The organism is Listeria kieliensis, from assembly GCF_003369925.1.
GTDB lineage: Bacteria > Bacillota > Bacilli > Lactobacillales > Listeriaceae > Listeria > Listeria kieliensis_A.
Map to the genome: position 1 here is coordinate 84,737 of NZ_LARY01000004.1, position 12,432 is coordinate 97,168.

Annotated in this window: 12 protein-coding genes and 1 rRNA gene; all 13 read right to left on the reverse strand. The window is 45.4% G+C overall.

Features of this window, described 5'->3' with window-relative positions; all coding sequences use genetic code 11:
- Window positions 1-15: 15 nt before the first annotated feature.
- Window positions 16-1,545: a bifunctional phosphoribosylaminoimidazolecarboxamide formyltransferase/IMP cyclohydrolase gene (gene purH / locus UR08_RS12840; protein ID WP_115754073.1), complete on the reverse strand. Its 1,530-nt coding sequence runs from the start codon at window positions 1,543-1,545 to the stop codon at window positions 16-18.
- Window positions 1,526-2,113 carry a phosphoribosylglycinamide formyltransferase gene (gene purN / locus UR08_RS12845; RefSeq protein ID WP_115754074.1) on the reverse strand — a complete coding sequence of 196 codons (588 nt, stop codon included), beginning with the start codon at window positions 2,111-2,113 and terminating at the stop codon, window positions 1,526-1,528. Before purN ends, purH begins: the two co-directional genes overlap by 20 nt.
- Window positions 2,110-3,150, reverse strand: a complete 1,041-nt coding sequence (gene purM, locus UR08_RS12850) for a phosphoribosylformylglycinamidine cyclo-ligase (protein ID WP_115754075.1) — start codon at window positions 3,148-3,150, stop codon at window positions 2,110-2,112. Before purM ends, purN begins: the two co-directional genes overlap by 4 nt.
- Window positions 3,151-3,164: 14 nt before the next feature.
- The gene (gene purF, locus UR08_RS12855; protein WP_115754076.1) at window positions 3,165-4,601 is read right to left on the reverse strand and encodes an amidophosphoribosyltransferase; all 1,437 of its coding nucleotides are present in this window, start codon (window positions 4,599-4,601) and stop codon (window positions 3,165-3,167) included.
- The gene (gene purL, locus UR08_RS12860; protein ID WP_115754086.1) at window positions 4,586-6,748 is read right to left on the reverse strand and encodes a phosphoribosylformylglycinamidine synthase subunit PurL; all 2,163 of its coding nucleotides are present in this window, start codon (window positions 6,746-6,748) and stop codon (window positions 4,586-4,588) included. Before purL ends, purF begins: the two co-directional genes overlap by 16 nt.
- Before the next feature lie 43 nt (window positions 6,749-6,791).
- Window positions 6,792-7,481, reverse strand: a complete 690-nt coding sequence (gene purQ / locus UR08_RS12865; protein WP_115754077.1) for a phosphoribosylformylglycinamidine synthase subunit PurQ — start codon at window positions 7,479-7,481, stop codon at window positions 6,792-6,794.
- A 2-nt stretch (window positions 7,482-7,483) separates the two neighbouring features.
- A complete protein-coding gene (purS, locus tag UR08_RS12870) occupies window positions 7,484-7,729 on the reverse strand; it encodes a phosphoribosylformylglycinamidine synthase subunit PurS (protein WP_115754078.1) in 246 nt (81 codons plus the stop codon).
- Window positions 7,722-8,441, reverse strand: a complete 720-nt coding sequence (purC, locus tag UR08_RS12875) for a phosphoribosylaminoimidazolesuccinocarboxamide synthase (protein ID WP_115754079.1) — start codon at window positions 8,439-8,441, stop codon at window positions 7,722-7,724. The genes purS and purC overlap by 8 nt, the downstream gene beginning before the upstream one ends.
- 60 nt (window positions 8,442-8,501) lie before the next feature.
- Window positions 8,502-9,794, reverse strand: coding sequence for an adenylosuccinate lyase (purB, locus tag UR08_RS12880; protein WP_115754080.1), 1,293 nt, complete (start codon window positions 9,792-9,794; stop codon window positions 8,502-8,504).
- A gap of 18 nt (window positions 9,795-9,812) precedes the next feature.
- On the reverse strand, window positions 9,813-10,937 hold the full coding sequence (gene purK, locus UR08_RS12885) for a 5-(carboxyamino)imidazole ribonucleotide synthase (RefSeq protein ID WP_115754081.1): 1,125 nt from the start codon (window positions 10,935-10,937) through the stop codon (window positions 9,813-9,815).
- Window positions 10,930-11,418 (reverse strand): 5-(carboxyamino)imidazole ribonucleotide mutase, encoded by a 489-nt coding sequence (gene purE / locus UR08_RS12890; RefSeq protein ID WP_115754082.1) that lies wholly within the window; start codon window positions 11,416-11,418, stop codon window positions 10,930-10,932. The genes purK and purE overlap by 8 nt, the downstream gene beginning before the upstream one ends.
- A 198-nt stretch (window positions 11,419-11,616) precedes the next feature.
- Window positions 11,617-12,174, reverse strand: coding sequence for a DUF2179 domain-containing protein (locus UR08_RS12895; protein WP_115754083.1), 558 nt, complete (start codon window positions 12,172-12,174; stop codon window positions 11,617-11,619).
- 134 nt (window positions 12,175-12,308) lie between these two features.
- Window positions 12,309-12,424: ribosomal RNA gene (gene rrf, locus UR08_RS12900) — 5S ribosomal RNA — on the reverse strand.
- Window positions 12,425-12,432 lie beyond the last annotated feature (8 nt).

Consider the following 12,432-nt stretch of genomic DNA (forward strand, 5'->3'; position numbering starts at 1 on the left):
TTTGACACACCTTTCTTAGTGTTTAAAATGCCGTACATTCGTTTTTATCATCGCAAGACCATATTTGTTCGCCATATCAATCGAAGCTTGGTCTTTAATCGAACCACCCGGCTGAATAATCGCCCGAATTCCAGCTTTCGCCGCTGCTTCTACCGTATCATCCATAGGGAAAAATGCATCACTCGCAAGAACCGCCCCAGCCGCTTTTTCACCAGCTTGACGAAAGGCAATCTCTGCCGCCCCGATTCGGTTCATTTGCCCCGCTCCGATTCCAAGCGTCATCTTTGCATTTCCCACTACAATCGCATTCGATTTTACATGCTTCACAATTTTCCACTGAAACAAAAGCGCTTCAAGTTCTTCATCCGTTGGCGCGCGATCCGTCATCACTTCATAACTTTCACTATCTTCAAGGAACGTATTACAATCTTGAACAAGTAGCCCACCTCGAACAGACGTCACGTCATGATAACGTGCGCCGCTTGAAATTTCAAGTTCCAGCAACCGAATATTTTTCTTTTTCGTTAAAATTTCCAAAGCTTCCTTGGAAAAACTTGGAGCAATCACAATTTCAAGAAAAATTTCACTCATTTTAAGAGCTGCTTCCCGGTTCACTTCTCGATTTAAAGCGATAATCCCGCCAAAAATAGAGGTCTCATCTGCTTCAAAAGCTTTTTGAAAAGCTTCCTCAATAGAGTTTCCCGTTCCAATGCCACAAGGATTCATATGCTTCACCGCTACAGCTGCCGGTTGCTTAAACTCAGCGACAATCTTAAGCGCCGCATCCGCATCTCGAATATTGTTATAAGAAAGCACCTTGCCATGGAGTTGCTTCGCCTTTGCAAGACTCGCTGCATCCGCAAGAGGTTCCGCATAAAAAGCTGCTTGCTGATGGGGGTTCTCTCCGTAACGCATTTCGCTTTGTAAATTATAAGTAAGCGTCAACTTTTCAGGGAACGCTTCCCCTGAAAGCTCCGTCAAATAGCTCGCAATCAGTGCATCATAAGCAGCCGTGTGTCGAAAAACTTTCGCAGCAAGCTTTTCTCGCGTTTCCCGCTTCGTGTCACCTGCTTCGCGTAACTCCGTAAGCACCGCTCCGTAGTCCGCCGCATCCACAAGTACTGTAACCGCCGCATAGTTTTTCGCTGCCGAACGAAGCATCGAAGGCCCGCCAATATCAATATTTTCAATCGCCTCATCAAGCGTTACCCCCGTTTTAGCGATCGTTTCCTGAAATGGATATAAATTCACACAAACCAAATCAATCGGCTGAATCCCGTGCGCTTCAATTTGTTTCCCGTGTTCCGGAAGATCTCGCCGAAATAGCAGCCCACCGTGAATCATCGGATGAAGCGTCTTCACGCGCCCATCTAGCATCTCTGGAAACTCCGTCACCTCTTCAATTCCCATAACAGGTAATCCCGCATCAAGCAAAGCCCTTTTCGTTCCGCCAGTCGAAATGATTTCATACCCAAGCGAAATCAGTTCCCGCGTAAAATCCACAATCCCCGTCTTATCTGACACACTAATCAATGCTCTTTTCATTTCTTTTCTCCGACTCCTTTTGCATCATTTTTTTCACAACTGCTGGATAAAAACGATGTTCGACCTGATGAATCCGCTCTTCAAGCTGCGCCTTGTCCTCCTCAGGCAGAATTTCAACCCTTTCCTGAGCGATCACAGCGCCCGTATCCATCCCCGCATCCACAAAATGCGCCGTCACCCCCGTTACCTTCTCCCGAGCAGAAAGCGCCTGACCAATCGCATCTTTCCCAGGAAAAAGCGGCAAAAGCGACGGATGTAGATTGATAATCCGGTTCGGGAAAGCCTCGAGGAGCGTCTCCCCAAGAAGCCGCATATACCCCGCCAAAACAATAAAATCCACCTCACGCGCGCGAAGCTCTTCTAAAATCTTTTTTTCGCAAGAAGCTTTGTTCAAAAAGTCGCTTGCCGAAAAAACAAAAGAAGGCAATTCAAATTGATCCGCCCGTTCGAGCACCTTAGCTCCCGGCTTATCGCATACAAGTAGCTTGACCTCCGGCCGGATCACACCGTCACGCATCAAAGCTTCAAAATTCGAACCACTTCCCGAAGCAAAAATCGCAATCCTCATTTCCCTTCACCCGAAACAAACTGAACCGCATCCTTTTCACGCTTCACAACAGAACCAATCCGGTAAGCCGATTCCCCAAGTTCAGCCAAAACCGCATCCTGAACCTCCGCAGGAACCGCTAACACAAGCCCAATCCCCATATTAAAAATCTCAAACATCTCAAGCTCATCCAAATTCCCCAAGCCCTGCATATGTTTAAAAATCGGCAAAATAGGCCAACTGCCAAGCTCCACTTGCGCCGCCAAATCCGCATCTAGCATCCTTGGCAAATTCTCAACAAAGCCTCCGCCCGTGATATGCGAAATCCCGTGCACCGAATAGCGCTTCAAGACTTCAAGCACCGGCTTTACATAAATCCTCGTCGGTTCGAGAAGCTCCTCCCCAAGTTTCCTGCCAAAAGCTTCAACAAACGTATCAAGAGAAAAATCGTGATCCTTAAAATAAAGCTTCCGCACAAGCGAGTAGCCATTGCTATGTATCCCGCTTGAAGCAAGGCCAATCAATACATCGCCCGCTTTCACCGCACCTTTTGCAATCAAACGCTCCTTCTCACAAGCTCCGACCGTAAAACCAGCCAAATCATATTCTTCCGGGTCATACATATCAGGCATCTCCGCCGTTTCCCCGCCAACAAGAGCGCAACCAGCTTCCGTACACCCTGCCGCAACACCCTTCACAATTTGCTCCATCTTAAGCGGCGACGTTTTCCCTGCCGCAATATAGTCCAAGAAAAAAAGAGGTTCCGCGCCTTGCGCCAAAATATCGTTGACGCACATCGCCACACAATCAATCCCGATCGTGTCATGCTTATCCGCCTCAATCGCAAGCAAGAGCTTCGTTCCAACCCCGTCCGTACCAGAAACAAGAACAGGTTCCTTGAGGGCAAGCGAACTAAGATCGAACATTCCGCCAAACGCCCCTAGTGCGCCCATCACACCACGTCGCTTCGTTTGTTCAACATGCTTTTCAATCCGCCGAACAACCTCGTAGCCTGCTTCCACATCCACGCCTGCTTTACTATACGCATTTTCCGCCACAGTGTTTCCTCCTTTTAAATCCCGTTTTTTTGCGCTTCCAGACTTGCCAAATATTCCGCTTCATAATCATAAAGTGGCGTTGGATAATCGCCATTAAAATACGCCATACAAAGCCCGCCATAAGGCTCATCCGGATAAGGTCGCCCGATCGCATTAACGAGCCCTTCTTCACTCAAATAGCCAAGCGAATCTGCGCCGATGATCTGACAAATCTCATCCACATTATAATTCGCCGCAATCAGTTCATTCCGCGTTTGAATATCAATCCCATAAAAACAAGGGAACGCAAGCGGTGGCGAAGCAATCCGAACATGCACTTCAAGCGCCCCAGCTTCCCGGAGCAACCCCACAATTCGCTTACTCGTCGTCCCGCGCACAATCGAATCATCAATCATCACGACTCGCTTTCCTTCAACGACCCCACGAACCGCCGAAAGTTTCATCCGAACCCCCTGCTCGCGCAACTCCTGCGAAGGTTGAATAAATGTCCGCGCCACATAACGATTTTTGATCAATCCAAGTTCATAAGGCAGCCCTGATTCTTCCGCATAGCCAATCGCAGCAGAAATACTTGAATCCGGAACTCCCGTCACCACATCCGCATCCACAAAAGCCTCTTTCGCAAGCTGTTTCCCGCTTCGCTTTCGCGCCGAATGCACATTGATTCCCGCAATATTGGAATCTGGACGAGCAAAATAAATGTATTCCATACTACAAATCGAATGCTTGACTTCCTTCGTAAACGAATCAATATGCAAGCCATCATCATCCACGATAATCAGCTCACCCGGTTCCACATCCCGAACAAATTCCGCCCCAACCGTATCAAAAGCACACGTTTCAGAAGCAATCACATAACTATCTCCAATCCGTCCAATCGAAAGCGGCCGAAAGCCATTCGGATCAAGCGCTGCAATCATCGCATGTTCCGTAAGTAGCATGTAGGCAAAGCCGCCTTGCACTTTCCGAAGCGCTTCTTTTAAATCCTGAATAAAATCTCCTGTCCGGCTTCGCTTCATGAGATGCGCCAACACTTCCGTATCCGAACTCGTTTGAAAAATTGCCCCTTCGCTTTCTAATTCCTTACGAAGCGTCTTCGCATTGATCAAATTCCCATTATGCGCAAGAGCAAGCGACGAATCCTGAAAGTGGAACAAAAACGGCTGAACATTTCCAAGACTTTTTCCGCCAGCAGTCGCATAACGCACATGGCCAATCGCGCCACTTCCCGTTAAGTCTTCCAGTTCCCCGTGCTTAAAAACATCTGCTAATAAACCTAAGTTGCGGTGTCCGCGTAACACTTTTCCATCTGTTGAAACAATCCCCGCACCTTCTTGCCCGCGGTGTTGTAAGCTGTGTAACCCGTAATAAGTGACTTCTGCCGCCTGCGTGTGGTTCCAAACGCCAAAAATCCCGCATTCTTCATTTAAACCTTTTATTTCAGCAAGCATGAAAGTGCTCCTTCCCAAATGGCCCGAAGTGCTACGGTTTCTTTTTCTAGCACATCTTCTCCACTTTGAATAACTAAGCGGCCATTTTCCGTTACCTTTCCAATTTCGTAGGCTGTGAGTCCTTCAAAATACTGCACGAACTGGGCACGATTTTCCGGCTTCACCGAAACAAGGAAGCGCGACTGCGATTCACTAAACACTTCTGTGAGCGAAAATGGCAGTTTCACTTCAGCTCCAAATTCGCCAGCAAAAGCCGCTTCCGCAAGTGCAACAGCTAAGCCGCCTTCCGCAAGATCATGCGCGCTCCTAACGGTTCCTGCTTGAATTGCCGCAAGAAGCGCCGCCTGTGTTTTTTGTTCGATTTGAAGATCTAGTTCAGGCGCACGTCCACTTATTTTTCCTTCTAAAAGTTTTTGCAACTCCGACCCATTAAATTCGGCTTTCGTTTCGCCAATGAGGAATATGAGATCATTTGCCTCTTTAAAGTGTTGCGTTGTAATATCTTTCGTTTGTTCAACTAGGCCAACCATCCCAATCACTGGTGTCGGATAAATGCCCGTTCCATCCGTTTCATTATAAAGCGATACATTTCCAGAAATCACTGGCGTATCCAGTTTGCGGCAAGCTTCACTAATTCCGTCCACTGCCTTTTCAATTTCCCAAAAAATCTCAGGCTTTTCCGGATTTCCAAAATTAAGTCCGTCTGTGATCGCAAGCGGTTTAGCTCCACTAGCCACAATATTCCGAGCGGCTTCCGCAACAGCAATCGCTCCCCCCGTTTCCGGATCCAGATACAAGTAACGCGAATTGCAGTCCGTTGTCATCGCAATCGCTTTATCCGTTCCCCGCACACGAATTACCGCCGCATCAGATCCCGGCGCAACAGCCGTACTCGTCCGCACTTGATAGTCAAATTGTTCGTAAATATGCCGTTTACTAGCAACCGTTGGAGAAGCAAGGAGTTTTTCAAACACAGCGCCGTGGTCTAAGTTGCGCGGCACAAACGGTTTTTCATTTTGAAAGGCCTTGAAGCGAGCGGGTTCCTTAGACGGCTTGTGATAAACCGGTGCGTCCTCAGCTAGCGCATCGACTGGCACATTTGCTACGACTTCCCCAAGGTGAATAATTTTATACATCTTATCCTCCGTCACATGCCCAATCGTGACAGCATGCAAGCCGTAACGCTCAAACAAAGCTTGAATTTCTGCTTCGTGCCCTTTTTTCACACAAAGGAGCATCCGTTCTTGCGATTCAGAAAGCAACATTTCATAAGCCGACATCCCCGTTTCTCGCTGTGGGACATCATCCATCACCAGTTCAAGCCCAGCTCCTGCTTTCGACGCCATTTCAGAACTCGAACTAACAAGTCCAGCTGCCCCCATATCTTGAATCCCAACCAAAATATCGGCATGCTGTTCAATCACTTCAAGACACGCTTCAAGCAACAATTTTTCCATAAATGGATCGCCAACTTGAACCGCTGAGCGTTGTTGCTCCCCTTCTTCACTAAATTCAACCGAAGCAAACGTCGCGCCATGGATCCCATCTCGACCCGTTTTAGCACCGACATACATCACCGGATTTCCAGCACCAACAGCCTGCCCTTTTTGAATATCTTCTTTTCGAATCAAACCAACACACATCGCATTCACGAGTGGATTCTTCTCATAGCAATCTTCAAATTGCACCTCGCCGCCAACGGTTGGAATCCCGATCGAGTTCCCATAACCAGCAATCCCAGCGACCACTTCACTGACCAAGTATTTAGTATGCGGCTTAGTCAGTTCACCAAACCGAAGCGAATTGAGCATCGCGATCGGCCGAGCTCCCATCGAGAACACATCGCGAATAATCCCGCCAACACCCGTTGCGGCTCCTTGATAAGGCTCCACATACGAAGGATGATTATGACTTTCCACTTTAAAAGCCACGCCAAGCCCATCGCCAATGTCAACGATGCCAGCTCCTTCACCAGGACCTTGAAGCACTTGTTTCCCTTCCGTAGGAAATTTCCTTAAAACAGGCTTCGAATTCTTATAACTACAATGTTCCGACCACATCACTGAAAACAAGCCCGTTTCCGTATAATTTGGCTTTCTGCCAAGAATAGACTCAATCAAAGCATACTCACTATCCGTAAGCCCCATCTCAAGATACACCTTGTCCTCTTCAATTTGAATCGCCGTAGGTTCATTTGCTAGCACTTTGATAAGCCTCCTTAAAAGAACTTAAAATCGATTGAAACAATTTGATTCCATCCGTTCCGCCGACAATTTCCTCAACCGCCCGCTCCGGATGTGGCATCATTCCCAAAACATTCCCCGCCTGGTTCACTATCCCAGCAATGTCACCGGTGCTCCCATTCGGATTCTCACTTGCATAACGGAAGACAATTTGGTGATTTTCTTCCAGTTCCCGGTACGTCTCTGGATCCGTATAATAATTGCCTTCCCCATGTGCAACAGGAATCTCAATTTCTTGATGCAACTCGTAGCCGCTCGTAAAGATTGTATCCGCATTTTCCACACGAAGCGGCACCGTTTTGCAGACAAAATGCAAATTATCATTGCGAAGTAACGCTCCAGGGAGCAGTCCCACTTCTGTCAAAATCTGGAAGCCATTACATACGCCAAGTACAGGCTTTCCTTCGTCAGCAAACCGCAAAACTTCTGGCATGATATTCGCAAATTTAGCAATCGCCCCAGTCCGTAAATAATCCCCATAAGAAAATCCGCCGGGAAGCAGCACCGCATCAAAGCCATCCAGTGAGGTCTCCGCATGCCAGACAAATTCCGCTTCTTCCTCAAGCACATCACGGATCGCATGCAACATATCAAGATCACAATTCGAACCTGGAAATTGAATCACCGCAAATTTCATCTTTAAGCCTCCTCGATTTCATAACGATAATCTTCCATCACTGGATTCGTTAGCAACTGATCGCATAACTCATCTAGCAACTCATGAATATCCCGTTCCGTTTTCTCTACCTTCAATTCCATATATTTCCCGATCCGCACATCGTTTACAGCCTCATATCCCATACTTTTTGCCGCGTCTTTAACCGCTGTGCCTTGCGGGTCAAGTACACTTTTCTTTAAAGTCACATAAATTTTAACATTATACATTTTCCGTAACCTCCTCAAGGCGAGCTAAGATTTCATCATAAACTGTGATTAAATTCCCAATATTCCGACGAAAAACATCCTTATCGAGCTTTTCCATCGTCTCCATATCCCAAAGTCTGCAAGTATCAGGCGAAATTTCATCAGAAAGAAGTATCTCTCCGTCCTTCGTCCGACCAAATTCCAACTTAAAATCAACCAAAATCACGCCCGCTTTTTCAAAAAGTTCGGTTAGCGCTACATTAATTCGTCGTGCTTCTTGCTTCAAAATCTCCACTTCCCGATTTGTTGCCACTTCTAAAAACAAAACATGATCGTCATTGATAAATGGATCATTTAGCGCATCATCCTTGTAATAGAACTCCACAATCGGATTTTCAATCCGTTCGCCTTCTTTCCTTCCAAGCCGCCTCGCAAGACTTCCTGCAAGAACATTTCGAACAACGACTTCAAGCGGAATAATCTCTACTTCTTGAACCAACTGTTCTGTCTCTGAAATTTCCTCGATAAAATGACTGTTAATCCCATGTGCCTTCAGATAACGAAAAATAAGCGAAGTGATTTGATTATTGCGTCTTCCTTTTCCTGCAAAAATCTCTCGTCTTTCGCCATTTAATGCCGTTGCGTCATCTTTATACGCCACGCGCAAAACGCCCGCTTCTGGGGTCTTATACAATTTTTTTGCCTTACCTTCATAAATCAACTCGTCTTTCACGCTATAACGCTCCTTTTTTATTGAAAGTAGCGTGCCCGCAAAAACTGCGGGCATGCTCTGTTAAAGCCCTAAACGGTTAAAAATCATATCGACATTTTTCAAGTGATAATTATAATCGAAGCAATCGGCAATTTCTTCTTCCGAAAGTAAAGACGTGATCTTCGGTTCGCTCTCCACCAGTTCTCTAAACGGCGTGTGCGTTTCCCAAGCTTCCATTGCTTTCGGTTGAACCGTATCATACGCTTCTTCACGCGCCATGCCTTTATCAATCAAAGCAAGTAGAACGCGCTGCGAATAAATCAGTCCAAGTGTTGCATTCATATTTCGTTTCATATTTTCTGGGAAAACGGTTAAGTTTCGAACGATCGAACCAAAACGGTTTAAAATGTAATCTAGCAGAATTGTGGCATCCGGTAAAATGATTCGTTCTGCCGAGCTATGTGAAATATCACGTTCGTGCCATAGTGGGACATTTTCATAGGCTGTTACCATATGACCACGAATGACACGTGCAAGCCCTGTCACATTCTCAGAACCAATTGGGTTCCGTTTATGCGGCATCGCAGAAGATCCTTTTTGCCCTTTCGCAAAAGCTTCCTCCACTTCACGCACTTCACTCTTCTGCAAGCCACGAACTTCCACAGCAAATTTTTCAATCGAAGTTGCAATAAGTGCCAGCGTAGCCACATATTCCGCATGACGATCGCGTTGCAAGGTTTGCGTTGAAATCGGTGCAGGCGTTGTGCCTAATTTCCGGCAAACATACTCCTCAACTGCAGGATCAATATTCGCATATGTGCCAACAGCCCCAGACAGTTTCCCGAATTCCACCCCTTTTGCCGCGTGATCGAACCGCTCCAAATTACGCTTCATCTCTTCATGCCAAAGAGCCAGTTTCAAGCCAAAAGTAGTTGGTTCAGCGTGAACACCATGTGTCCGCCCCATCATCACCGTGTACTTATGTTCTTTTGCTTTTTCTGCAAGAACTTGGATGAAAGCTTCTAGGTCTTTACGGAGAATCTGATTGGCTTGCTTGAGCAAATAAGAATTCGCCGTATCCACCACATCTGTTGACGTTAAACCATAATGGACCCATTTCCGTTCTTCACCGAGCGATTCAGAAACAGCCCTTGTAAAAGCCACAACATCATGACGAGTTTCTTGTTCAATTTCTTTGATCCGCTTCACATCAAAAGTTGCGTGTTCACGAATTTTAGCCACATCTTCTTTTGGAATAACACCAAGTTCAGCCCAAGCTTCGCAAGCCAAAATTTCAACTTCAAGCCAAGCTTTAAATCGATTTTCTTCCGTCCAAACCTTGCCCATTTCTTCCCTTGTATAGCGTTCTATCATTCGTTTTCGTTCCTCCACTTAATCCCAAATTTGTGTTTCTTTTAAGTCACGCAGTACAGCTTCCGTATCGTTTGTGAGAATCGTAATGTGCCCCATCTTCCGATCGCGTTTGACTTCTTTTTTACCATAATAATGAACGAACCAGCGCGCATAATTACCCATATTTTGATTGACCCCTTCAACGTGCTGCCCCAAGATATTGATCATCACAGCAGGTTTTAAAAGTTCCGGTTTCAAAAGCGGCAATCCGACAATTGCACGAATGTGTTGGGTAAACTGCGAAATCGAACAAGCTTCAATCGTGTAGTGCCCCGAATTATGTGGCCGAGGAGCTAATTCATTGACATACAGCGCGCCAGATTTTGTCACAAACATTTCAACAGCCAGCACTCCTTCAAGATGTAAAAATTCAGCCAGCTTTTCAGCAATCGCATGCGCTTCTTCATCTGCATCCTGACCAATTCTTGCCGGTACAACTGATGTGTGTAAAATATTATTCACATGAACATTTTCGCTCACAGGGAATGTCTCCACCTGTCCAGCTCCATTTCGTGCGACAACAATTGAAATTTCTTTTTCAAACGGAATATAGGCTTCAAGTACACAAGACCCATAACGTAAAAGTGGTAAGGCTTCTTCAATATCATTTTCCTCACGCAAAACAAATTGACCCTTGCCATCATAGCCACCACGAGCCGTTTTCAAAATAGCTGGGTAGCCAATCCCCTTAATTTTTTCCCGAATATCTTCTTCATCAACTACGACCGCGTAAGGCGCAATATTAATGTTGCATGACTCTAAATAAGCTTTTTCAAGAATGCGATCCTGGGTAATCGATAAAAGCTCTGTCCCTTGCGGAATCCAAACTAACTTCTCGATATCCGCGAGCGCATCATAATCGACATTTTCAAACTCATACGTCACAACATCAGCATGAGTAGCTAGCTCACGAAGCGCTACCGAGTCATCATATTCAGCTATAATCTGTTCATCACTGACCTGACCTGCTGGACTATCAACAGTAGGATCTAAAACAATAATTCGATACCCCATTGCCTTGGCGGATAGTGCCATCATGCGTCCTAGCTGACCACCACCAATAATTCCAATCGTGCTATTTGGAAGCAAATGTTTTTTACTCAAGACTATCACTACTTTCCTGTACATTTTCTTCTAGTGTAGCACGTCTTTTCGCTAATCTGCTAGTAATAGTTTCATTAGAAATTGATAAGATTTGAGCTGCAAGAAGTCCAGCATTCGTAGCCCCTGCATCTCCAATCGCGACAGTTGCAACTGGAACGCCTCCAGGCATCTGAACAATCGAAAGAAGAGAATCAAGTCCATTTAGCGTTTTCGACTGCACAGGCACTCCGATCACAGGGAGTGTTGTTTTGGCCGCAACCATCCCTGGAAGATGTGCAGCACCTCCAGCCCCGGCAATAATCACCTTAATTCCTCTATCTCTCGCGGTCTCTGCATATTGAAACATCAGATCAGGCGTACGGTGAGCAGAAACTATCTTTTTTTCATAGGGAATCTCTAGTTCATCCAATATCAGACAAGCCTTTTCCATCGTACTCCAATCTGAAGTACTTCCCATAATGACTCCAATTTCAGCAGACATGCGCTGCTCATCTCCTCTTCTCATGAACTAAACATCAATAACAATTTCATTCTAACAATAGCGGAGAGAAATGTCAATTCAAAAATCGAACATTTCACAACTCAAAAACACTAACGTTCGTATTTTTGGGTTATTTTGAAAAATTCCAATCAAAAAACGGACAAGAAATAAGAAATTTCTTGTCCGTTCGATATCATATCATTCTTGATTTTGATTTTTTTTAGCTTGAAGCCTTCTAACATGTCTAACCCAAAAACCGCCATGAATTTGCTTAGGTTCAGAAGAAACAATAAATGCCTTTTCATCAATTGCAATAATTTGCTTATAAAGCTTATGTTCATACTTACGAGGAGTTAAAATTTCAAGCATCATTCGCTCACCATCACGCCCATTTGCAAGCCAGCTTGTAACACCGTAACCCTTCTCGCGAATTTGATTCGGTAAATCTAAGTTATATTCCTTTGTAATCACATTTACAGTAATATATCCGAGAGCGAGTCGCTCTTCAATCTTCATTCCGATAAACAAACCAACTCCATAACCAACAGCATAAGCAATCACATTGGCAATATTATTTAAATTATTAAGTACTAAACTCAAGGCGACCACATAGATGATCATTTCAAGCATACTAACAAAAGCTGCTAAATAGCGGTAACCTTTCATGGTTAACAAAAGCCGCACTGTCGAAATGGCGACATACAAAATATTAACTATAAAAATGGTGATGACTACACCTACTGCTCCTTCTAGCATGACGACACAACCTTTTTTTATTGGAATAAAAATTTTAGCGCTCCCCTGTACTATTCCATTTAATGAGAACGGTCAAACATAATGTGGACAATATATAAAAAAAGAATCTGGAAAGACATCCAGATTCTTTACTTGCCCGGCGGCGACCTACTCTCACAGGGGGAAGCCCCCAACTACCATCGGCGCGGAGAAGCTTAACTACCGTGTTCGGGATGGGAACGGGTGTGACCTTCTCGCCATAGCCACCAGACAAGGAAT

Excerpts from the sequence above, each read along its gene's own strand:
- purH (WP_115754073.1), bottom strand. The coding sequence starts at position 1,545 with ATGAAAAGAGCATTGATTAGTGTGTCAGATAAGACGGGGATTGTGGAT.
- purN (WP_115754074.1), bottom strand. The coding sequence starts at position 2,113 with ATGAGGATTGCGATTTTTGCTTCGGGAAGTGGTTCGAATTTTGAAGCT.
- purF (WP_115754076.1), bottom strand. The coding sequence starts at position 4,601 with ATGCTTGCTGAAATAAAAGGTTTAAATGAAGAATGCGGGATTTTTGGC.
- purL (WP_115754086.1), bottom strand. The coding sequence starts at position 6,748 with ATGGGGCTTACGGATAGTGAGTATGCTTTGATTGAGTCTATTCTTGGC.
- purQ (WP_115754077.1), bottom strand. The coding sequence starts at position 7,481 with ATGAAATTTGCGGTGATTCAATTTCCAGGTTCGAATTGTGATCTTGAT.
- purS (WP_115754078.1), bottom strand. The coding sequence starts at position 7,729 with ATGTATAATGTTAAAATTTATGTGACTTTAAAGAAAAGTGTACTTGAC.
- purB (WP_115754080.1), bottom strand. The coding sequence starts at position 9,794 with ATGATAGAACGCTATACAAGGGAAGAAATGGGCAAGGTTTGGACGGAA.
- purE (WP_115754082.1), bottom strand. The coding sequence starts at position 11,418 with ATGTCTGCTGAAATTGGAGTCATTATGGGAAGTACTTCAGATTGGAGT.
- UR08_RS12895 (WP_115754083.1), bottom strand. The coding sequence starts at position 12,174 with ATGCTAGAAGGAGCAGTAGGTGTAGTCATCACCATTTTTATAGTTAAT.